This window comes from Halobacteriovorax sp. HFRX-2_2 (assembly GCF_043196705.1).
Classification (GTDB): domain Bacteria; phylum Bdellovibrionota; class Bacteriovoracia; order Bacteriovoracales; family Bacteriovoracaceae; genus Halobacteriovorax_A.
Window position 1 is genome coordinate 357,117 of sequence record NZ_JBEBMT010000003.1, and the last position, 20,755, is coordinate 377,871.

The 20,755-nt window shown below is 37.9% G+C and carries 22 protein-coding genes; 11 read left to right on the plus strand and 11 right to left on the minus strand.

What is annotated here, in order from left to right:
• Positions 1-17 precede the first annotated feature (17 nt).
• The 3 genes from ABMA79_RS12165 to ABMA79_RS12175 form a co-directional block, all read right to left on the minus strand.
• On the minus strand, positions 18-998 hold the full coding sequence (locus ABMA79_RS12165) for a PHB depolymerase family esterase (RefSeq protein WP_393092911.1): 981 nt from the start codon (positions 996-998) through the stop codon (positions 18-20).
• A gap of 119 nt (positions 999-1,117) precedes the next feature.
• The gene (locus ABMA79_RS12170) at positions 1,118-1,564 is read right to left on the minus strand and encodes a hypothetical protein (RefSeq protein WP_392860727.1); all 447 of its coding nucleotides are present in this window, start codon (positions 1,562-1,564) and stop codon (positions 1,118-1,120) included.
• 171 nt (positions 1,565-1,735) lie between these two features.
• Positions 1,736-3,091, minus strand: a complete 1,356-nt coding sequence (locus tag ABMA79_RS12175) for a cytochrome c biogenesis protein ResB (protein ID WP_393092914.1) — start codon at positions 3,089-3,091, stop codon at positions 1,736-1,738.
• Positions 3,092-3,186: 95 nt separating this feature from the next.
• Between ABMA79_RS12175 and ABMA79_RS12180 the strand changes: the two genes are divergently transcribed.
• Both ABMA79_RS12180 and ABMA79_RS12185 read left to right on the plus strand, forming a co-directional pair.
• Positions 3,187-3,660: a hypothetical protein gene (locus tag ABMA79_RS12180; RefSeq protein ID WP_393092917.1), complete on the plus strand. Its 474-nt coding sequence runs from the start codon at positions 3,187-3,189 to the stop codon at positions 3,658-3,660.
• Positions 3,660-5,960 (plus strand): hypothetical protein, encoded by a 2,301-nt coding sequence (locus tag ABMA79_RS12185; protein ID WP_393092920.1) that lies wholly within the window; start codon positions 3,660-3,662, stop codon positions 5,958-5,960. Before ABMA79_RS12180 ends, ABMA79_RS12185 begins: the two co-directional genes overlap by 1 nt.
• Here ABMA79_RS12185 and ABMA79_RS12190 read toward each other — a convergent pair.
• Positions 5,953-7,623: a S8 family serine peptidase gene (locus tag ABMA79_RS12190; RefSeq protein WP_393092923.1), complete on the minus strand. Its 1,671-nt coding sequence runs from the start codon at positions 7,621-7,623 to the stop codon at positions 5,953-5,955. The two genes, ABMA79_RS12185 and ABMA79_RS12190, sit on opposite strands and share 8 nt — an antisense overlap.
• Positions 7,624-7,796: 173 nt before the next feature.
• Here ABMA79_RS12190 and ABMA79_RS12195 point away from each other — a divergent pair, with 173 nt between their 5' ends.
• A complete protein-coding gene (locus ABMA79_RS12195; RefSeq protein ID WP_392860735.1) occupies positions 7,797-8,099 on the plus strand; it encodes a metal-sensitive transcriptional regulator in 303 nt (100 codons plus the stop codon).
• Here the strand turns inward: ABMA79_RS12195 and ABMA79_RS12200 are convergent.
• A complete protein-coding gene (locus tag ABMA79_RS12200; RefSeq protein WP_392860737.1) occupies positions 8,096-8,371 on the minus strand; it encodes an acylphosphatase in 276 nt (91 codons plus the stop codon). The two genes, ABMA79_RS12195 and ABMA79_RS12200, sit on opposite strands and share 4 nt — an antisense overlap.
• 70 nt (positions 8,372-8,441) lie before the next feature.
• Here ABMA79_RS12200 and ABMA79_RS12205 point away from each other — a divergent pair, with 70 nt between their 5' ends.
• Complete coding sequence (locus tag ABMA79_RS12205) at positions 8,442-9,170, plus strand: SOS response-associated peptidase family protein (protein WP_393092926.1); 729 nt, start codon at positions 8,442-8,444, stop codon at positions 9,168-9,170.
• Positions 9,171-9,182: 12 nt separating this feature from the next.
• On the opposite strand, the gene ABMA79_RS12210 is transcribed toward ABMA79_RS12205, so the two are convergent.
• Positions 9,183-9,659 carry a GreA/GreB family elongation factor gene (locus tag ABMA79_RS12210; protein WP_393092929.1) on the minus strand — a complete coding sequence of 159 codons (477 nt, stop codon included), beginning with the start codon at positions 9,657-9,659 and terminating at the stop codon, positions 9,183-9,185.
• A 93-nt stretch (positions 9,660-9,752) separates the two neighbouring features.
• Between ABMA79_RS12210 and ABMA79_RS12215 the strand changes: the two genes are divergently transcribed.
• The 3 genes from ABMA79_RS12215 (at position 9,753) to ABMA79_RS12225 (ending at position 11,823) form a co-directional block, all read left to right on the plus strand.
• Positions 9,753-10,577 (plus strand): hypothetical protein, encoded by an 825-nt coding sequence (locus ABMA79_RS12215; protein ID WP_393092932.1) that lies wholly within the window; start codon positions 9,753-9,755, stop codon positions 10,575-10,577.
• Between the two features lie 76 nt (positions 10,578-10,653).
• Positions 10,654-11,286: a hemolysin III family protein gene (locus tag ABMA79_RS12220; protein ID WP_393092935.1), complete on the plus strand. Its 633-nt coding sequence runs from the start codon at positions 10,654-10,656 to the stop codon at positions 11,284-11,286.
• Positions 11,287-11,388: 102 nt separating this feature from the next.
• Positions 11,389-11,823, plus strand: coding sequence for a DNA starvation/stationary phase protection protein (locus ABMA79_RS12225; protein ID WP_393092938.1), 435 nt, complete (start codon positions 11,389-11,391; stop codon positions 11,821-11,823).
• A gap of 7 nt (positions 11,824-11,830) precedes the next feature.
• Here the strand turns inward: ABMA79_RS12225 and ABMA79_RS12230 are convergent, their stop codons facing one another.
• Positions 11,831-12,436: a tRNA-uridine aminocarboxypropyltransferase gene (locus ABMA79_RS12230; protein WP_393092941.1), complete on the minus strand. Its 606-nt coding sequence runs from the start codon at positions 12,434-12,436 to the stop codon at positions 11,831-11,833.
• 60 nt (positions 12,437-12,496) lie between these two features.
• On the opposite strand from ABMA79_RS12230, the gene ABMA79_RS12235 reads away from it, so the two are divergent.
• Positions 12,497-14,257, plus strand: a complete 1,761-nt coding sequence (locus ABMA79_RS12235) for an acyl-CoA dehydrogenase family protein (protein WP_393092943.1) — start codon at positions 12,497-12,499, stop codon at positions 14,255-14,257.
• Positions 14,258-14,285: 28 nt separating this feature from the next.
• Here the strand turns inward: ABMA79_RS12235 and ABMA79_RS12240 are convergent, their stop codons facing one another.
• The gene (locus tag ABMA79_RS12240) at positions 14,286-14,999 is read right to left on the minus strand and encodes a hypothetical protein (protein ID WP_393092946.1); all 714 of its coding nucleotides are present in this window, start codon (positions 14,997-14,999) and stop codon (positions 14,286-14,288) included.
• Between the two features lie 77 nt (positions 15,000-15,076).
• Between ABMA79_RS12240 and mnmD the strand changes: the two genes are divergently transcribed.
• The 3 genes from mnmD (at position 15,077) to ABMA79_RS12255 (ending at position 17,534) form a co-directional block, all read left to right on the plus strand.
• The gene (gene mnmD / locus ABMA79_RS12245; RefSeq protein WP_393092949.1) at positions 15,077-15,829 is read left to right on the plus strand and encodes a tRNA (5-methylaminomethyl-2-thiouridine)(34)-methyltransferase MnmD; all 753 of its coding nucleotides are present in this window, start codon (positions 15,077-15,079) and stop codon (positions 15,827-15,829) included.
• Positions 15,819-16,763: an NAD(P)H-dependent flavin oxidoreductase gene (locus ABMA79_RS12250; protein WP_393092952.1), complete on the plus strand. Its 945-nt coding sequence runs from the start codon at positions 15,819-15,821 to the stop codon at positions 16,761-16,763. The genes mnmD and ABMA79_RS12250 overlap by 11 nt, the downstream gene beginning before the upstream one ends.
• 207 nt (positions 16,764-16,970) lie before the next feature.
• Positions 16,971-17,534, plus strand: a complete 564-nt coding sequence (locus tag ABMA79_RS12255; protein WP_393092956.1) for an HNH endonuclease — start codon at positions 16,971-16,973, stop codon at positions 17,532-17,534.
• Positions 17,535-17,570: 36 nt separating this feature from the next.
• On the opposite strand, the gene ABMA79_RS12260 is transcribed toward ABMA79_RS12255, so the two are convergent.
• The 3 genes from ABMA79_RS12260 to ABMA79_RS12270 all read right to left on the minus strand — a co-directional run bounded on the left by ABMA79_RS12260 (position 17,571) and on the right by ABMA79_RS12270 (position 20,711).
• Positions 17,571-18,035 carry a hypothetical protein gene (locus tag ABMA79_RS12260; protein ID WP_393092959.1) on the minus strand — a complete coding sequence of 155 codons (465 nt, stop codon included), beginning with the start codon at positions 18,033-18,035 and terminating at the stop codon, positions 17,571-17,573.
• A 137-nt stretch (positions 18,036-18,172) separates the two neighbouring features.
• Positions 18,173-19,153, minus strand: a complete 981-nt coding sequence (locus ABMA79_RS12265; protein ID WP_393092962.1) for a hypothetical protein — start codon at positions 19,151-19,153, stop codon at positions 18,173-18,175.
• 16 nt (positions 19,154-19,169) lie between these two features.
• Entirely contained in the window at positions 19,170-20,711 is a 1,542-nt protein-coding gene (locus ABMA79_RS12270) for an FMN-binding glutamate synthase family protein (RefSeq protein ID WP_393092964.1), read from the minus strand.
• Between the last annotated feature and the right edge of the window lie 44 nt (positions 20,712-20,755).

Consider the following 20,755-nt stretch of genomic DNA (forward strand, 5'->3'; position numbering starts at 1 on the left):
CTTGTTTCAATGAAGCACTAAGATTTTTGTAAAATATCTAAGACCATGGCCTTAATGATTCGCATTTGCTGGCCATCCTTAAGGTGATAATTAGCGCCTGAGTGTCCCCACCAGTCCCAGCACCCATGTGGATTACGGCCAGGAATCACAGACTTCTTCGCTTGTGGAAATAGAACAACAATATCAAGCTTATCTGCGGCCTCTTTAATGCCAGTATCATCCATATAGCTCGTACCAATATGATCTACTGTTTGCTTACATCCATGAAAAGCTACATGAAGGTCACACTTTCTATTGCCCTTACAACGTGAAGGTATATATAAGTAGGCCTTGTCTTGTAGCAGTGGCGTAAATGCTCCTACATCAAATGCTGAATAATAATTTGTTTGATCGACTTCTTCAGTTTTTCCCTTGAAAGTAAATCGTCTTTGCTTCTTATCTGGGTAGAGTGATGTTAACGACTTAAGCGCACCATTATAATTGCAATTTCCAATATAAGGTACTTTCGATACCTCACACTCTACACCCTTGTTTTCAGTAGGATATGTATGTCCAGCAGCTAATGTTCCTTCATACTCGAGTTTCTTAACACCAAAGAAGGCGTACAGGTCTCTAAGCTCTTCACTCACATTTGAAACAACTGTTTCATCGTTTTGCCCTGAAAAAATAAAAACTCTATCGTCTTTGAGATTTGCAGTCGGATCGATAAGTCCCATCATTGCTAGGCCACTAGCGAATACATAAGACTGATAACCGCTTCCCCAGATTCCATTTCCTTTCATACAGGTATTAGTTGCCAAGGCCACTGAGCCCTTTGCACAATAATAAGGACCTGCTGCAAAAATCGCCGCTCCTTCCACAAGACTACTATTTGCGATGTGGAATTGATGTGCAAAGAATCCCCCTGAGGAGATACCTGAGACCGTTACCTTATCACTTAAGTTAAGTGCAAAAGTATTTGAAATTAGGACAAGAAAGATGATCGTTAGTTTTTTCATTTTTGCTTTATAGAACAAAATCTATCGAATTTAAATGATTGTGAAATAATTAAAGGGGGCCTCCTCACAAAGCCCCCAATATATGCTGGAACAATCAGCAAACCCCTAAGATTTCTTGATTATTCGACAACAATAAAGTTGAATTCACAAACGTATTTTCCACCGCCGAACATACCTTTCTTGTAGAAATCCACATCACCAAATACATAACCAATAGTTGTGTTGATGATTCTGTTTCTCATTTTCATACACTCTGTGTACGACTTGTCGTAGTTATTCGTGATTTTTTGCTTAATTTGCTTCTTAGAAAGAACTTGCTCGTAGCTATCAAGAGTTGTTCTGATTTCGCATAAGTAGCTGCTTCCTTTCTTTCTTGTTACGAATTCAAAGTCAATTCCCTCAACTTTGATATCCTTGATTTCATCATATTCAACTTCTGCATCAAGACATGCTTTCTTTGCTTGTTCCTCTGTGTCATAACGATCGATTTCGATACTAGCAGATTGAAGCTTTGCAAAAGATGATAGTGAAAATACTGCACATAAAATAAGAACTAAATGTTTCATAGGTTTCCCCTCTGTTTTTCAATTGTTAAAAAATAATGTTTTTTTCTTGATGAAACTTATAGCTAATGCGCCCAACCTGGTCAGTTTAAGAAAGGTAAAGTTAAACGTTAAATTATAAAAAAAGTCTTAACTTTACATTATCTGGAGAATTTTGTTGGAGATTTCGGTAATTTAGCGAAATTTGCGAGAAAGAATACTAAGACCAATAAGAATAAGAGAAAAACAAAAAATAGCAAATCCGATAACCTTCACGATACGCAAAGGGTCGTAATAAAGACTTAAATTGAGAGAGTTTTGGTTACTTGGACCTGAAACAGAATCGAAATGAATCAACCATGACTCACGATAAAGCTTATCATTTAACTTTACTCTTTCTTTGTGCCCATTAATAAGAATAGTCGCTACACTTTTATCTTCAATACCTTTTAGACGAATATCAAATGGAAGTTTAAAGGGCTTTTTTTGAAACTTTAGATCATAGAAGCGGCCATCATAATCAATAATCTCTCTCTTTTCTCCAAGCCTCATTTGATAAATTTTCTGCGTATTTCCCTTCTCATAATATTTTAAAATATCTGAATTATTATTTTGATAATTACTACTATAGCGATACTCTAGCTTAAGCGCAGTGTCTTTTCTAAAGTCTAATAAGCGATACTTAAAAGAATCTCCTACTAGCTCTAATTTCACCCGGTCTAATCGACAGCCATTGCCAAGAGAGTAGAAACCATCTTCCTTAACTAAGTATTTGTTACTCACACAAAATTCCGCCTTAAGTTCAGCAACTGATTTTCGTCGAAGAAAAACAGAACAATCAGGATTAACAGTCGATAAATTATTAAGACACTTCAACATTAATTGATTAAAGAGCAAAATCTCTAAATTACCATCGACTATCCTACTTTTATAATCTTCCTGATTTGTTGAAAGGTAGAGTGTTTGTGCTTTCGTGTTAGAAAGATAACGAGATTGTCTCAAAATCTTAACACTATTTTCACCACGACTATCATAATTAGCATGATACTTTCGGCTAAACGGCAAGTATGAAATGAGGTAGACTGGGCCAAAGTCCAAATTTAATCCCTGAGGTCTAATTGAAAAATTTAAATCAACATAGAAGGTCTCTCCAGTTTGTCGATTTCTAATTTGGGCCTGGTTCTTATTCAGTTCCATAGTATTTGTCTCTAATCCACTTGTTAAATTAATATGGCCACTCTTAGAGACAAAAGAAGAGAAAATTGTAGCGACTAGTAAAATAATTAAACCCACATGAAAGAGATAGACCCCCAAGAGCTTCTTACGAAAAGGCCGCCTTTTTAATAGACCTAGAATCAATGAGAGAGTAATTACCGAAAGAAGAAAAGCAAAGAAAGGTCCATTAAAAACAAGAGTGTCCGCAATCTTTGGGCCATAGAAGTAATCAATAGTTGAGCCTATGACTAAATATATGACAAAAACAACAAGCAGTATGACTGTTCCATATACACTACTAAGAGAATGATCGATCTTTGATAATACTTTTCTCATGCAAATAGCATAACTCTGGTCAAAATCTCTGTCTACGGATGAAAAAGCAGCTAAAATAAGTAAAGCACTAAATTAACCAACCGATAATATATAGTATGAGAAGAGCGATTTTACTGACAATGTTTTTACTTTTTGGCCATCTTGCTTACGCCAGTAATAATCAGAATTTAAAGTGGGTTCACGATTTTAGTTTTGATAATATTCAGGTATGGAAAAACTCACACAAGAGACTTAGCGTCGAAGATAAAAAAGCAAATAATAAAATTGAAAAATACACTAAAGAAAAAATAAGAAAATACTTAGACCAACGAAATAAAGTACTCAAGTATAGTGACTTCTCGAATTTTCAAACAGACTCTTTAGAGTTCACAAAAAAGAAGGATTATATTCAGCTCTACAAGCTTGGAAGCTATCAAAATTCAAGAGCTAAAAAAATCTATCTTGCAGAAATTCATCGTCTTTACAAAGACCGCACTGTCATCACAATGTTAAGTTCAGAAAAGAAACTCACTAAAACAGACATAAAAGATTTAAATTCTAAATTTCAATTTGTTACGGAGCAAAGATAATGAGAAGACTATGCACAGTCCTTGTCGTTATATTAAGCATGTCAGTCCATGCATTTGTTCCAATAAGTAATTATGAACTGGACCTAAGTGTTGCTCATACGCAGTGTCTTGAAATTGGAAATCTTGATATTCTAGATGATTCAAACTCTCAAAAGCTTTGTGAGATTGTTGTTAACTCACCTGCCTGTGATGATGTTGAAGCAATTGATAAAAGAAGATGTGACCCTAAGCTGATTGTTGAAAGTAATATTGCCGTTGACTTTATTTCATGCCTAAAAGGTCTTTGGGGTTCAGCTGTTGAATTCATGAAATTCATAGGCTCTGTCATCGATTATATTATTGATGATGAGTACCGCGGAGAAAAGAACGAAGAACTTCTAAATACACTCCAAAGTACAAAGCATATGCTTGCAATGGAATGGTCTCGTTCACTCAGTGAAACTGATGGCCTAGGTCCTATGCACTATATTAATGCCGCAAAACACTTTTCAAAAACAATGGGGACAATCATATTTAATATGCTTCAAGATGCTTATTATTCGTCCCAAGCAAACTATGCATGCCTTTCTCCTGCAGCGAGGACCAAGGCGATCTGTCAATTCGCAGGCTCTTATGTGATTCCACCTACAGTTGTGATTGCAAAGGTTGCAAAGTTTCTTCTAAAGACAGGAAAAGGTGTTAAGCACTATACCCGTGAAGACTTTGCAAAAAATGAGCTAGAAGCGGATATACATGAGAAAAGAGATATTGATGAAGATGTTGTTGACACGAAGGGGCCTTATTCAGAAGAATCAAGCTTCTTGGCCAGACTGGACCTCTCTTTAGCAAGAAGAGCATTTGAAAAGCCTGAGCAAATTACAGATATTGCAAATGCACAAGTGGATGCGCTATTACAAGTCGTCAAGAAAGTCGATCTTCCACATAGTGTCCATATGATTGAGATTGATGGAAAGAAGTCAAAGCGAATACTTCTAACTGAAAGTGATTTAGCATCTTCAAACTCTCAAGCGGCCAAAGAGCTACTTGCCTATATGAAACAAAGTGGAAGAAACCAAATCGTTATCTCTCCACAAGAAATGTATCAAAGAAATACAACCCTAATCGCAACAGATAATGCTACATTTGTCTCGAGTACAGGTTTTGCAAACTTACTACGTTTGAATGAAAAAAATAATCTTTCACAAAATAAAGCATCCGCAGCGATTGAAGCAACAATGATTGATTCTTCCGATGATAATGTCATTCGACTTGCAAAGGAATTGAACGATCAAGGGTTCTCAGTTCGTGTTATCGAGAGACAGGCCGTTAAAAAAGGTACTGACGAAGTTATAAAGAAAAAGGCCCTACAATTTAATCGCTTTGCAGCTGATCAAAATAACCCAGCAGTCCTTAGACTAAATCGTTTTAGAAATGACGACTTTAGACAGAAGATTATTTTCTACCCTGATGATCTAAAGCCAGCACAAGGGTCTTCAAATCGTGCAACAAGGGCCGTTTCATTCAACTTCTCCAACTTAAGAGAACTTGTGGACGGAGGATATGCTAATACTGTTCCACACGAGTTCAGACATGCTAAATTCGAGTATAATCGCTCAATTGGGAAAGAATCTGCTTATGATCTACGTGTCCAACACTTAAGACCAGATGGAAAACTTCATGATGGGAAAACTTATACAAACTACTTTTCAATGGAAGAAGTTTATAATCATGCACAAGATATTCACAGTGTTACACGCAAAATAAAAAAGGATCCTCAAATTGGTCTTACCCTAGCGAAGGTTTCAGCAAAGGCCGACACGATCATTAATATTTCAAGAGGATTTAAAGTCCAAAATGATTCTCTAAATTTAAACTTGATGTCGAGAATTCTTCCCTCTCAATTGAGTAAACCAATTCTAGAACAGGGTTCTTATCGAATTAATGTTGGAAGCGATAGTTTTGTGAGGATTGTCAGAGATAATAACAACTATTTCTCAATCTCTCTTAGAGATGGTGATATCGAGCACTCAGTACCAATGGCCTCAGAACGATCAAAAGACGTGCTAAGAAATTTCATCAGAAATGCAGATCAAGCAGCACAAACTAATGACATGAATGCCATCGCAAGTGAGTTAAAGACTGTCTTAAGAGAAGTTGTTGCAAAGAATAATGAGAGAAGAAGCTTAATTAAATCAATCGAACCAAAGGCCAAGGCCTTGAAAGAGGCCATTAAGAATACTGATTATTCAAATCAAAGCTTAGAAGAAATTAGAGAGCTGTCACGCCAGCTCTCACAAGCTTCAAAAGGTCGTGCTAATTAGAATTAGTTTTAAGTACGGCCTTATAAAAGGCTTCAGGATTAACTATTCCACCACTTTCACAAGGAAGCCTACCACTCTTTGGGATATAGGCCGTTGCAAGAAGAAGCTCCTTTAGCTTTAAAGGTGCTAATTCAGGATTAAGTTTATGACCTTTAAGTAATACGTTTGTTACAAAAGGGGCCGCCATCGATGTTCCATTTAGAGGAATCGTTCCACCACCAGACTGTGCAGAGACTACACCTTGTCCAGGGGCAAAGATTTGAACTTTCTTATTTCCAAATTTTGAAAAGCTAGCTGGCCTATAAGTATCCATCTTATCTTTTTCAAGAGTTGCTGTATTTAAGGCCCCGACCTTGATCATATTGGCGTAATCATAACTTGCCGGATAATTATCATTGCCCTTTAAGTCGAGATCAAGATTTCCACGAGCGTTTCCTGCAGCAACGACAAAGACCGTTTCAGGATTCTCAACAAAGGTATTTTCTAGATAATAAAAGGATTCACGAGGTGCCGACATTGGGGCCCCTGGAAAACCAATTGCGAAACTCATATTTACAAATTTAACTTGCTTCTCTTTGATATACTCGGCGGCCTTTTCAAGGTGATCTGAAATCGCGACGTCTCCTGCAAAGCCAACTAGTCCATACTTATCCAAATCCTTAAGTGCCAAGGCCGCAACGTGAGTTCCGTGAGAAACAGGATAAGGTGTATGAATAAGAGAGTGAGTTTCACGAATATTATTATCGTCTCTTAAAAGGCTTAGGCCAGCATCGTCTTGTCTTTGCCATCCCCAAGAATCATCAACTCTCCCATTGCCATCATTATCAATACCATCACCTGCGATATCAAATGGTGAATTATATAATTTATGTGTTAATGAAGGGTGCATAATATCAAAGCCTGTATCAATGATAACCACTGGCTCACGAGCCTTATCCTCAAAGACACTCAGTCTTCGTTGATATTCTTTATCTGTAAGATTGAATTTTTTAAGCTGCTCACTAACACTAAATGGAGCTTCTTCATTATACTGGCCAATTAACTTTCCATCAGGAGTGAAGGCCTTAAATTCGGTCACAAGATTGGCCAGAGGCGCTTTCATATTATAAACGACCTCATAATATTTTGAGACCTTACCGTTAGGAGTAAGAACGTCGATTCGATATGGTTTTGGCGCAGAGAAATCAAAGTCGTCATCATTTGCGTCGTCATAACGATAGTGTTTAATACCAATCTGCTTGTATGAGCTTTGCGAGATGACCCATTGTTTTAAAATCGTTGGATCATCAAGGTCACCTTCAACAAGGGCCTTCTCCTTTATTTTATCTGTAATAACACCGTTAACATCAATGACAAAAACGCTTTTTAAACGCTGTCCATTTTCTAAATAGCTATACTCGGCATGGTATGTGTAAATACCGTCTGTGCTCCAAGAGTCATTTGTTAGAATTCTGCCTTGTTGGTCATAAGTGCTGGCACCTGTTTTTGCTCCTGTTTTCAAATAGGTTTCAAATGAAGCAGAAAGTTTATTGTCTTTACACTGATAAGTGGTTTGCCAATTCCCATCTGTTACAACTTTATTTGTGGGGCATGGAGCGGCCATTGTTGCCATAAAAGTGAGTTGAGATAAAATAAGAGTTCTTGCTGTTGTGTTATATTTCATGCCACGGTTTTTACCACACATAGACACACCGCGGTTAAAACTTGAATAGATTACATGAAAAGCTCTTAAAACTATATAATTTCAATGAGTTAAATGTCTTAAGAATACCCCATCCCCTATATTTCTGATCACTTTATATGGACGAATTATGGCCCCTTCGCTAGTATGGCGCCATGAATGAAATCGATCTAGAGAAATTTATCAATACTCCAGGAGCAGATCATCGCTCACACTTAAACCGTCTAAAGAGAATTCAAGGTCAGCTTGAATCCCTAATTAACTTAGTTGAAGATGGTAAGTATTGTATCAATATCGTTCACCGCTCAAAAACAATTCGCGGCGCCCTTCGTGGGTTTGAAAGCTCTGTCATGGAGAATCACTTAAGGGGTTGTGTGGCAAAAGCAATTCAATCACAAGACACAAAACTCATTGATGAAAAAATTGATCAGCTTTGTACAATTATCAGAAAGGACTAACCAATCTGAAACTCTGTAAAATTTGAGACTGGTAGCTCTTCAATAATTGTCACATTCGTGACCTTGGCCGTCTCTGGGCCGACCTTTAAAAATTCTTCTAGATTAGTAATATCATCGAGTTCACCGCTGGCCAATACTTCGACACTGCCATCCCTAAGATTTTTCACGTAACCAGTAATTGTCGGTGTGTGTTTGAGAACATACTCATAAGTACTTCGACGAAACCAAACACCTTGAACAACGCCCTCGACGCGGTATCTTCTATTAATCATAAAATCATCCTAGCATGCTCTTAGTAAGTGAAGATGCAATTTTTGTTAAATTATATGTTAAGATATTAGCATGTGTTTTTCGATACAAGCGCAAACAAATTTAAAAGAGCTTTCACAAAAGCTTAATACTCCTTTAAACACGAAGGCTTACGAATCCTTTCGCATGTTACAAGAATTCGAAGCCTCAATAGACCCGCAACAGCTGAAGAAAATTCTTGGCCTAAAGAGAAAGCCTAGTAGCGATGTCTTTAAAACTGCAGATAAAGAAGGACGTATTTTTCCAAATTACTTCACTAATGTCATTACCCAAGAGGGCAAAGAAAGGACGATCTCGCCAATGCGCTATAGAGTGCGCCCAAGAGGCTCTCAAGAAGAGATTCCGACGAAGTTTAATGTTTTCAATGCTAGGCTTGATTCACTTGAAAAGCGACAAACATGGTCCCCTTTATTTATGAGAAATCACGCGGTAGTGGCATTCGATGCTTTCTATGAATGGGTTGAAAGAGATGGAAAAAAAACACTTATTAAATTTCATCCAGAAGATGGCAAGCTGATTCTTGCCCCCTGCCTATGGGATGAATGGACCTCAAATGACAAGCAAGTAAGTTTTAAATCATTCGCTATTATAACGACTGATCCACCTAAAGAAATAGAAGTCATGGGCCATGATCGTTGCCCAATTTTTTTAAAAGAAGAATATTTAGATGATTGGCTTAATCCAAAAAAACTCAAGACACAAGATGCGTACGAGATTCTCACCCATCCGTATCAAGAACATTATGATTACGAATGGGCCTAATTTTTTAAGTCATTAAGAAATTGAGACGACTTCAAACTCACGAGTAATATCACCTGTTTCCACATCAAAGATATCACCAACTTCCATACCGAGTGCCTCATTTCCAATTGGCGAAAAGACAGAGATTACAAGAAGTGGATTCCCATCAAGATTTAACATCGTTCCACCAGCAGTAGGTGTAATGAAGTAGTGTCTAGTTTGCTCATTGAATTTCAGCTCAACAAGTGAACCAAGGGCTATTTTATCACCATTTGGAAGGTCTTCAGAGAGTTCTTTAATCATATTGATATCGATCTCTAATTCATCGACACGTTTTTTTTGAGCACCAGCAAGATAGCCGGCCTCAATGGCACGAGTATCATACTTTCCTTCCTGGGCCATATCTGGCTCTTGGGACATTGTTCGAGTTGTCTCAAACGCGGCCTTGGCCTTAGTTAACTCTGTTTCTAAATTTTCGATTAATGTACTGATTATAGTTTCTTTATTCATATTAAATAATTTCGGTAAATTACCTTTAAGAAATGGTTGTATTATTTTCAACAATATACCTCAAAATCCCCTTTTGTACTATAAATTGGCCATATGAAAATCTTGCTCACCTTGCTATTAACACTTACAACAACATTTGCTAATGAGCGAAATCCTCATGAGTACCAGATTTTGGCCCATGAAGAGCTAGGCTCAGAAGTGAAAGAGCAAGACTTCTACTTTGTCGTCGTGGAAGCGCTAAGACTATATCAAGACGAAGCAATTAAGCAGAAGCGTGGAATTTCAGTTAAGACATTGGATTGGCAAACACCATATTTTAGTGCCTGGGCCTTGTATGATGAAGACGCTGATCACTACAATATCAACTTCTGGGGTGGTTTTGCACGTATGCCAAATATGACTAAAAGGGCCTATGCCTTTACGGCCTGTCATGAAATTGGCCACGTGCTCGGTAAGGCACCTCGTATGGAAAATAAGCACTTTTCTCAAATGAGCACAGAAGGTCAATCAGACTTCTTTGCGGCGGCCAGTTGCTATAAGAAATTTGTTATTAACAACCCTAATTATTTTGACTCGCCAATTGAGTTAGATCCATTTGTGGCCTCACTATGTCGAGAAAAATTTGCGGCCGACAGCTTCAACCAAGAGCTTTGTTTCGAGACGATGCAAGTTGCTCAAGACTTTCCAAAGGCCATTGCACACATGAGCTCTGCCCCAAGTAAGCAGACAAGAATCTCAGATTCTGACCCTACAGTTGTAGAAAAAACCCTTGATAGCTACCCAACTCTCCAATGTCGAATGGATATCATCAAAAATGGGGCACTTCTAGAGTATAGCGGTGACGACATCTCAATAAAAAACCTCGATAAGCGCTTACCATGCTGGTTTGCAAAATCAGCAACTTCACATGTGCATTGACATTTAGGGCCTAAAACCAGTTAAGAGAAACTTTGCCGTATCTATATAAATTCTTAACTTCTGATATAATTTCAGTATGCACGAACGTAATGGCGAACTCTATTCCAAATTCGAAGAAATCATCAACTCAACGACTCACAGTCTCGGAATTATTCTAGGAGTTGTTGGAACAATAATGATGATTTTGAAGGCCAAAACAGGACTGCATACATTCGCCTACACCGTATTTGGACTATCCATTACATTTCTCTACACAATGTCCACTCTCTATCACGGGACGGCCCACAAAAAACTTAAGAATATCTTTCGTAAGATGGATCATATAGGAATTTACCTTTTAATCGCTGGCTCATATACACCATTTCTCATGCTGGCCATTAAGGGTGAAACTGGCATGTGGATGATGATCAATATTTGGGCCTTGGCCTTTATTGGAATTCTGATCAAAGTCTTTGCCTTTAATCGCTCAGAAGTCCTTACTGTTGTCCTATGTCTCATCATGGGTTGGATGGTTATTGCCATCAGAACAGAAATGATTGCAAGTCTTAGCTTTGACTGTCTTAAGTGGATTGTCATCGGAGGGGCATGCTATATGAGCGGAGTGCTATTTTACTTACGTGAAAGTCTCTACTTAGGGCATGCTATCTGGCATGTTTGCGTTCTTCTAGGAACGACATCTCACTTTTATGCAGTGTATGCATATGTCTAATTTGTCTTAATCTTCAATAGATTTTTACTATGAGCTGACATACATTCTTTATTGGATTCGTATAATTATTATTGTTATACTTTAGAAAATAAAGGAGACCGTATGAACACAATTAATCAACTAAAACTAATTCAAGCTGATGCCCAAGTATACTTCATGAAGCTACACAATATTCACTGGAATGTTACAGGGATGATGTTTCAACCGATTCACGCTCTAACTGAAACTTTATATAATGAGTTTGCGATCGTTTTTGATGATCTTGCAGAAAGACAATTACAACTTCATCAAAAGCCAGTTCTAACGATGGCAAGTGCACTTGAAATTAGTCGCATTAAAGAGACAAACGAGTCATCTTTTACAAGCACTCAGGCATTAGAACTTATCTTAAAAGATAACCAATATTTCTTAGAAGCCTTCAAAGAGTTATCAGCTACAGCTGGAGATGAGAACGATGCAACAACAGTTGCTTATGCAGACGAAAAAGTTGCTTGGTTAGAAAAAGAAAATTGGCAATTAAGAGCAATGCTAGAATAAGAATATATTAAAGCCGAAAGTCTCCCTTTCGGCTTTTCTTTATACGCTCAACAATGACCTTGAAGATATCAATCATATGATGCTTCACAGGTTCTCCATCAAGTACTGCCAATGCGTGAGCAATGGCCTCATAAGTACAAAGAAAATTTTCTCCAGGTGACTTTCTTAGCTCGTAAATACTATGGCCAACATCGATTAAGTGATACTTTGGCATTTTCGCCAAGACCTCTTCACGCTTATGGAATTTCTTTGCCTTCGACCAAGAACCATCCGGCACAACTAAGCAAGGCGTTTTATCAGACGAGCGATACTCATTTAAAGGCAATGAGTCTTCAGTTGGGAAAAGATAGATATAATCAAATGTTTCAAAGTCAAAAGAATCAACATCAAAAGGCGCTTCAAAGTTACCACGTTCCATAATTTCACAACTCTTAAGTACTTTTGTTGCGAAATAGGCCGTATTACTCGTTAGCCAACGCTCGGTGAAGTGCATCGGTATAATCACTTTAGTTTGGTTAGCGAACGGTTTTAAAACGTCGCAAAAGCACCAATGAGTATTGATGCGACAATTTGGACAACGGGAATCTCTTGTATCTCGACGTGACTTTGACATAGGTTTGATTTATCATAATTAGTGCATTTATTCGATTTTAAAATAAAGGAAAGGTAAAAAATGAATTATTTTAGTGATGAAAGTGAATGGAAGTGGATGCTTAGAAACGCGATTGATTGGAAAACGATCATTCCAATGTACTATCCAAACTTCCCTACTGAAGATGGCTTTAATAATGAAGAAGAAATCCTAGGCTTTATGGAAGAGCTTCTAACTCAAACAGGGAGTTGGGCGGCCGATGCAGTTTACGGGAGAGCAGAAGCTATTGATCAAAATGGCGCTGGTGAAGTAAAGGACGGACGAACGATTCCAGGACCTGAGCTTAGTGCTTTTTACAAAGAAGCAACAGAACTAGGTGCATTTGGTGTAAGTCTTCCTACTGACTTTGGTGGAATGGGACTACCTGCGGTGGCACTTATGGTTTTACTAGAGCAACTATCTCGTGCCTGTAACTCACAATGTACACAACTGGCCTTCTTTAGTTCGATTGCAGATATGGTTCATCGTTTTTGTGATCATGAAACAGCACAAAGAATTGTTCCAAAGATTATCTCAGGGGAACTTTCAGGTTCAATGAATTTAACAGAGCCAGGTTGTGGTTCTGATCTTGGAATGATTAAAACTTCAGCAACGCCTGTTGGAGATGGAACATACAAACTTAATGGATCAAAAATCTTCATCACAAATGGTGGTGGCGGAATTGGATTTGTTCTAGCACGTATAAAAGGGGCCCCTGAAGGTCTTCCTGGACTTTCACTTTTCCTTTGTGAACAAGATGAAGAAGGTATTGAAGGGCCAAACTTTATCGTTGCAAAGAACGAACATAAAATGGGAATGCACGGCTCTTTTACTTGTGAAGTTGTTTATGAAAACTCAATTGCCCGCCTAATTGGCGAAGAAGGCCAAGGATTCAAGTACATGCTTCACCTAATGAATGAGGCACGTATTGCTGTAGGAATGCAGGCCCTAGGTGGAATCGAAGGCTGTATTGGTTATGCAAGAAAGTATGCCGATGAACGTATGCAATTTGATAAGCCAATTTCAGAGCTTCCACTGATGAAGAGAAATCTTGAAGACTTTGAAACAGAAAGAGATGCCCTAAGAGCACTTCTTGTTGATACAATTTCTTCATATGATATTTTTCAGAAATTAGACCTTAAAAAGAAAATGACTGGTGAACTTTCTAGTGAAGAAGAAGCACAATTTAAGAACGCTTCTATCTGGACAAGAAAGCGTACACCACTTGTAAAATACTATTCTTGTGAAGCTTATACATACCTATCAACTAAGGCCATTCAAGTTCTTGGTGGATACGGATTTATGGAAGAGTATCCAATGAGCCGCTACCACCGCGATTCATTTGGGCCATTACTATACGAAGGAACAAGTCAGATCCAGGCCCTTATGGCATTAAAGGATATGATTAAGTATATCGCTAAAAATCCTGACAAGTACTTTAAAAACCTCTTTATTAAGCACCCTGCATTCAGTTGGGTAAGTGCAGAGAGTAAAGAACAAAAAGAGCTAACTTCAACTCAGTACACATTTAAGAAAAGTCTAGTGAAGTTAATTATTAAATGCCTTAAGCCTGACAGTCTTTCTGACCTTGCTAATCCAAAGGCATGGATGAATGAAGAAAATGTTGATAAGCTTATGATTCATGCAGAAACAATCTGCCAAGGATTATCATATCTTGAAACCTTACGCGTTCTTGCAAATCATGCATCAATCGATAAGGAACGTTATGATTTATTCTCACGCTACCTAAGGCTTGTCATGCCAAGACTTACTGCAATTTATAATGACTGGGATATAAGATAATTTAAAGGGCCTCTAAGAAGGCCCTTTTTTATTTTAAAGAATATTCTTCAATATTTTGATAATCGTATTTCACATTGCCATTAGAGCATTGTGTTTCGTATTCAATCTTTTCAATCATCGCGTTTCTAGTCGCAGATGAGTTTGCTTCGACTGTATAGATTTTCTTTTGTGACAAAATCGTTTCGTTAGTAGTATTTTTAGTAACGACGCTTCTAACAATTGTATTTGAATTTGGGAATGCATAGACAACTCCGAGGCCAAGAAAATTTGAGTAAACTTGGTTAGGGTCACCATTATTAAAGAATGCCTGACAAAATTGTTGCATGATACCGTTTTCATCTGTGTTCACAGACTCCTCAAGCAGTTTTCCAGGAATATCATATTGAGATAATGTCGTAACCGATAAGGTAATTTGATTATTAAATACAGAATCAACAGTTGCTCTGGCCGACATCACATCGGGATTTCCATTACAAGAACCGAAACGAACGTCAAACTTAATCGAGCTTATATCATCAGTACTTGCTAAATTCATTCTCATGGCCCTTAAACGAGAACAGGCCGAACGAGCATTAGAGAGAGAAAGTTCATCAAGAGATGGCTGAACTTCAATAATACTTCCAACACGAGCACTTGAAATAGGTGCAGGACCACCACCGTATTCACCACATGAAGACATCACAAGTGAACCGGTGATGGCCATAAAAATATGAAAGAATTTTGATTTTAAAACCGTATTCATCAATATTCTTCTCGGATACACTTAAGTAAACTTAAATTTCCATGGCCGTGAAATAGCTCAAATGTTAAATTTTACCTATGAAATTCAAAACAAAATTAGGCGAATACCAAGCTGTAGAAACCGCAGATGGCCATCTTACACTACACAGTGGCCTCTACGATGAGAATTGTCATTCAACGGCCGGAGCTTACAAGGAAACTCTCCATAACTACGTATACGGCTGTGAAACAATAGACCGAGCAAACAACTCACCTATAGTTATCCTAGAAATTGGACTTGGGGTAGGCCTAGGAATTCTAGCAACATTCAATGAGACAAAAAACTGTCAACATAAAATCAAATTCATCTCAACAGAGATCGACCCAGAATTAGTTCAATGGGTTTGTAAGCAAAATAAATTCTCTAATAATCAAGTCGACAACGATAGAATTTCATTCGATTTAAGTGATAAATTTGAAGTTGAAATACTCATTGGTGATGCCAGAGAAACTATAAAGAAACTTATCCTAGAAGATATTAAGGTCGACTGTATTTATCACGACGCTTTTTCGCCTACTAAAAATCCCTCTTTATGGACGAAAGAATGGTTCAGGAATCTGCGTAGTATATGTGATAATAATTCAGTAATGACAACATATAGTGCTTCAGTCAAAATTAGAAAGGCCATGTTAGAAGCAGGCTTTCACGTAACCAATATGAAAGGTTTTGCCAATAAGAGAACAGCCACTCGTGCTTACACTAACGGCCAGTACAAAGATGAGAAATTAGAGGTCGAACTTTCGCGCTCTAAGACTCCCCCTTTTTCAGATAAGGATTTAAATGAACTTTAATACTTTTAACACACAAGAAAATATAATTTGTAAGCTCTTTAATATTAAGTACCCTATCATTCAAGGTGGGATGGTTTGGGTTTCTGGTTCAAAACTAGCAGCTGCAGTAAGCAATGCTGGAGGCCTAGGCCTTATAGGGGCCGGTTCAATGAAGCCGGATCTTTTAAGGGAGCATTTAAGAAAAGCTAAATCACTTTTAGATGAAGGTAAGCATATAGGAGTTAACGTTCCTCTTCTGTATCGTCTTGCTGAAGAACAAATCCAAACTTGCCTTGATGAAGGAATAAAAATCTTTTTTACTTCAGCAGGCTCACCTAAGAAATATACAAAGTTTTTAAAAGACCAAGGATGCACAGTTGTCCATGTTACCTCAAGTCCTGCCCTTGCCAAGAAATGTGAAGACGCAGGTGTTGATGCCATAGTCGCAGAAGGTTTTGAAGCCGGTGGCCATAATGGTCGAGATGAAATCACAACAATGTGCCTTATCCCACAAGTTTGCGATACAGTTAAGATCCCTGTCATTGCAGCAGGTGGAATCTTTGATGAGCGTACAATTGCCGCAGGCCTATGCCTTGGAGCAAGCGGTGTCCAACTTGGAACACGCTTTCTTATGACCAAAGAAAGTAGCGCCCACCAAAATTATAAAGAAATGATCTTAAAAGCTGGGCCAGGAGATACTCGCCTTCAGATGAAGCCCTATGTTCCAGTGAGACTTTTAAAAAATAAATTTGCCATGGAATCACTTAAACTCGAACTCGAATGTGCACCAGTTGAAAAGCTAGTAGAACATTTAGGAAAAGGACGCGCCAAGCTTGGTATGCTTGATGGTGATATAGACGAAGGCGAATTAGAAGTAGGCCAGGCCTCAGGTGCCATTCATGATCTGCCAAGTGTTAGTGAAGTGATGAAGAGTCTTACAGCTATTTTTAGATAGTTTTGTGGCGCCGCTCTGATCCCGAGCAATTTAGACAGTTACTTTGTGTCACCTGTTCATTCTTTTTTTTAGATAATAACCATCTAATATTGTTATGTTTTTTGGCACGCCCCTTGCTTTTATATAGCTAAGGAGGTGAAGAAGTCCTTAAATAAGGCACACACAACACACGCACATTACACAGACATTTTGACGGAGGAAAACGCAATGAATGCAATCGCGATGAATGGATTATCGTTTGGTTTCTATCGTGAATTGGCCATGACACTAGTATGGTATATTGGCTCACTCTCGTTGATGTTATCGCTATTTGTTTTTGTTATCAGACCAAAATTTGGTCTAGCGCAAGCCGAGCAAGCAGAGTTTAGAACGCAAATGGAGATTGCCAAATTTATTCACACAAGAAAATCCCAAGTGGCATTTGGGAATGAGAAAAACTGGAAGTACTTACGTAAACAAGTCTTTCGTATCCAAGGCACGAAGTGTCTTAAGTGTGGAATCGAACACGACAATATGCATATTGATCATATTAAACCTAAATCGATTCACCCACACTTAGAGTTTATGATCGACAACCTTCAGGTTCTTTGTCCAACTTGCAACAGAGAAAAGTCGAATAAAGAAGAAGCCGACTATCGCAAGGGACATCATTTAATGGCATTAGTAAATACCATTAAAGAGAATAAGTTATTAAGAGAAAGGTATACTTATGACTTTGATAAACTAACGAACCTTACAAAAGAAAAAATGCAATTTGAATTAGCAGCATAATCAAATGAAAGAAGGGAGCATAGGCTCCCTTCTCAATTATAGGTACTCGATCTTCGTTACAGAAAATAAAAGAACATCACTATCTGTTTCAACAATTGTTTCATTCGATTCAACAGCTGGTTTTGATGATCCGTAAACAACCTCAAGAACTCCTGCATTCTCAATGTTATAATCAAGACTAAGATTCGAAAATAATTGTCCAACAATTCCTTTTGAATGATCCAAGAAGTAATGAGTGAATGCACTCGATTTAGTGTAGTCATAGCCAAGGCCATTTGTAACATTCTTCATTAAGAATTTCTTATCATTAGCGACACAGTTAAAGACATTAATTGCATTTCGCCACTCTAACACTTGCGTTACTTCACATTCAGCAGCAATAACTTGCTCATTAGTCATGATATTTGTCATTTCAAAGTTAAGTTGAAATCTCGCAGTTGAATTTGCATAAGAACAAAGACTGATTGTTATAAATGCAAGTACTATTAATAAGTTTTTCATATAAATCTCCCTAATTATTCTTTAGGGATACGGTATAAAGATTGGAATGATAAGAATATATTCAAAGCAGCAATTTTTTAAGAAACTCTCCCCGAATTTGTAACAAGATTCACAAAATTAGACACAAGCAAGAATTCTTACTCATTAATATCATCACTACCAGGATTAAAGAGGTTAAAATTTAGCACAAGCGTAACAACATCGTTATCTTTGTCCTTATCTTCAGTAACGATCTTTTTAAAATCCTCAAAGAATCTTAAGTAAAGAGCTATGATCTCCTGCCTAGCATTTTGACTCGTATTAAAAACCATTGATCCATAGGCATCAAGGCCAGATTTGTGCTCAAGGTTTGCAATTGCTTTATTTAACCAAAATCGACGCACATCAGTCATCTGTTCTGTGCTTCCTCGATCACTTAGCTTAATTTTTCCGGCCTGATAAATCCCGTTAACTTTTTCAATAAGATTATTCTTCTCACAAATTTCAATGATCTCATTTACTTCTTTTATACTAAGGCCAGTGGCCTTTGCGACAAAGGAGTCTTGATGAAAGCTTAGCTTTTTATAGCCTGGTAGATCCAAACAAACTAGTACATGGCCAATATTTGGATTCTCAAAATAGTGCTTAGTGATCTCAAGGCGCATTTGATTATACTGATCCAATATTTCAATAGAGCGATTTGATGAAAGCTCAAAAACAAGGGCCATGGACTCCATCTCATCAAGGCCAAAAATAATTTGTAAAAAGTCATTTAAACACAGCGCCGTTTCACCACTTTTTAAACGCCTTAATTTAGATGCTGAGATTTGACACGAATTAGAAATATCACTTAGGGACTTATGACTAAAGATATGTTCTAGGAGCTTATCTGTCTTTGTCACATCATCATTAAAGCGTAAATAAGACATAAGAATCGCTTCGACATCGATATTGAAAATCGAGCAAAACTTTAAAAAGTCTTCCCATGATGCCTTAGAATGCCCCTTCTCCCAACGATGAATGATATTAGAGCTCGCCCCTAATTTCTGATTCACCCATTCTTGGCTTTTCTCACCTCGAATGGAGCGAATTAATTGTTGTGAAAGATCATCGTAATTTATCTTTTGTGCTAAACTCATCTTCTAATACCCCAAACTATCCCGCTTTATATGATGGATAAATATCCTCATACGAGTGAACACCGTGATTACTATCGCGCTTAAAAATATCTTTGCGCTTTAGATCTTTTATATTTTCATAGCCTGCTGCTGCAACAATCTCACGCACGGCCTCAACTGTAGCGTGATGAAAATTTGCCACACGCTTTCCTTTTTGATCAACATTAAGCCCTTTAACAAGGTCTGGATTTTGTGTCGTAATACCAACAGGGCATTTATTTGAATTACAAGTTAACGCCTGAATACAGCCTATGGCAAGCATCATGGAACGTGCCCCATAACAAGCATCAGCTCCTAATGCCACGGCCTTAACGATATCAAATGCAGTAAAGAGTTTTCCTGCAGCGATAACCTTAATTTCATCTTTTAGGCCATACTCCTCTAAAATATTAACAACAGTCGTAAGTCCTTCAATTAAAGGTGTTCCAATTGAGTCTGAAAATTCTAAAGGAGCGGCACCAGTACCACCCTCGGCACCATCAACTGCAATATAGTCAGGATAGTTATCAAGGTCTTTAAAAGTCTCAACCATTTCAATAAATTCATCTTTTCGGCCAAAGCATAATTTGATGCCCACGGGCTTGCCTCCACTTAACTCTCTTAGGCGCTGAATAAAGGCAACCATCTCTGTCGTGTCTCGAAATTCTTTATGAGATGGTGGAGAATCAACTTCTGTTCCTTGCTTTACACCACGAATACGTGCAATTTCAGCGGTATTCTTTCTGGCCGGAAGTATTCCACCGTGTCCTGGCTTTGCGCCTTGTGAAAGTTTAAGCTCAATCATCTTCACTTGATCATGGCCGGCCTTCACTTTAAACGTTTTGTCGCAAAAGCGTCCTTCTGGTGTTCGCGCCCCAAAGTAGCCTGTCCCAATTTGCCAAATGAGATCACCACCACCTTTCATATGATAATCACTAATTCCACCTTCACCTGTGTTGTGAGCGAAGTTATTTAACTTTGCACCTAAATTCAGGGCCTCAACGGCGCGGGAACTTAGAGCACCAAAGCTCATGGCCGAGATATTAAAAATTGAAAGATTATACTTATGGTCACAATGCTTACTTCCCACAAGAACTCTTAAGTCTTTTTGGACCTCGTGAAATTCCTTCGGGTACATTGAGTGATTAATCCACTCATAACCTGTTTCATAAACATCTTTTTGAGTACCAAAGGGCTTTGTACTAAGAGCAAGCTTCGCTCTTTGATAGATAACATTTCTCGTTGTTCGAGGAATAGGTGTTCCATCTTCATCTGATTCGATAAAATATTGATAGATCTTAGGACGCAGATCTTCCATCACATAACGAAAGCGCCCAACCACAGGGTAATTACTTTTTAACGTATGCTCACTCTGCATAAGATCATAAAAACCTAGTAAATAGATTGGCCCAAGCACCAAGTATTGATAGTAGAAGAATTCATTAAAGAAAACTCCAGCAAATATTGTGGCAGCATTAGAAATAAAGAAAAACCACCAAAATAACTTACGTGGGCTAACCCCGCGACCAAGATAGGCCATACTCACCTCATTCGTAATAAACAAATTAAATTACAATTTGTCAG

Coding starts and splice junctions, on each gene's coding strand:
- ABMA79_RS12255 (WP_393092956.1), top strand. CDS start 16,971: ATGAATGCAATCGCGATGAATGGATTATCGTTTGGTTTCTATCGTGAA.
- ABMA79_RS12185 (WP_393092920.1), top strand. CDS start 3,660: ATGAGAAGACTATGCACAGTCCTTGTCGTTATATTAAGCATGTCAGTC.
- ABMA79_RS12210 (WP_393092929.1), bottom strand. CDS start 9,659: ATGAATAAAGAAACTATAATCAGTACATTAATCGAAAATTTAGAAACA.
- ABMA79_RS12260 (WP_393092959.1), bottom strand. CDS start 18,035: ATGAAAAACTTATTAATAGTACTTGCATTTATAACAATCAGTCTTTGT.
- ABMA79_RS12175 (WP_393092914.1), bottom strand. CDS start 3,091: ATGAGAAAAGTATTATCAAAGATCGATCATTCTCTTAGTAGTGTATAT.
- ABMA79_RS12170 (WP_392860727.1), bottom strand. CDS start 1,564: ATGAAACATTTAGTTCTTATTTTATGTGCAGTATTTTCACTATCATCT.
- ABMA79_RS12235 (WP_393092943.1), top strand. CDS start 12,497: ATGAATTATTTTAGTGATGAAAGTGAATGGAAGTGGATGCTTAGAAAC.
- ABMA79_RS12265 (WP_393092962.1), bottom strand. CDS start 19,153: ATGAGTTTAGCACAAAAGATAAATTACGATGATCTTTCACAACAATTA.
- ABMA79_RS12270 (WP_393092964.1), bottom strand. CDS start 20,711: ATGGCCTATCTTGGTCGCGGGGTTAGCCCACGTAAGTTATTTTGGTGG.
- ABMA79_RS12220 (WP_393092935.1), top strand. CDS start 10,654: ATGCACGAACGTAATGGCGAACTCTATTCCAAATTCGAAGAAATCATC.
- ABMA79_RS12180 (WP_393092917.1), top strand. CDS start 3,187: ATGAGAAGAGCGATTTTACTGACAATGTTTTTACTTTTTGGCCATCTT.
- ABMA79_RS12165 (WP_393092911.1), bottom strand. CDS start 998: ATGAAAAAACTAACGATCATCTTTCTTGTCCTAATTTCAAATACTTTT.
- ABMA79_RS12195 (WP_392860735.1), top strand. CDS start 7,797: ATGAATGAAATCGATCTAGAGAAATTTATCAATACTCCAGGAGCAGAT.
- ABMA79_RS12190 (WP_393092923.1), bottom strand. CDS start 7,623: ATGAAATATAACACAACAGCAAGAACTCTTATTTTATCTCAACTCACT.
- ABMA79_RS12205 (WP_393092926.1), top strand. CDS start 8,442: ATGTGTTTTTCGATACAAGCGCAAACAAATTTAAAAGAGCTTTCACAA.
- ABMA79_RS12200 (WP_392860737.1), bottom strand. CDS start 8,371: ATGATTAATAGAAGATACCGCGTCGAGGGCGTTGTTCAAGGTGTTTGG.
- mnmD (WP_393092949.1), top strand. CDS start 15,077: ATGAAATTCAAAACAAAATTAGGCGAATACCAAGCTGTAGAAACCGCA.
- ABMA79_RS12215 (WP_393092932.1), top strand. CDS start 9,753: ATGAAAATCTTGCTCACCTTGCTATTAACACTTACAACAACATTTGCT.
- ABMA79_RS12225 (WP_393092938.1), top strand. CDS start 11,389: ATGAACACAATTAATCAACTAAAACTAATTCAAGCTGATGCCCAAGTA.
- ABMA79_RS12240 (WP_393092946.1), bottom strand. CDS start 14,999: ATGAATACGGTTTTAAAATCAAAATTCTTTCATATTTTTATGGCCATC.
- ABMA79_RS12250 (WP_393092952.1), top strand. CDS start 15,819: ATGAACTTTAATACTTTTAACACACAAGAAAATATAATTTGTAAGCTC.
- ABMA79_RS12230 (WP_393092941.1), bottom strand. CDS start 12,436: ATGTCAAAGTCACGTCGAGATACAAGAGATTCCCGTTGTCCAAATTGT.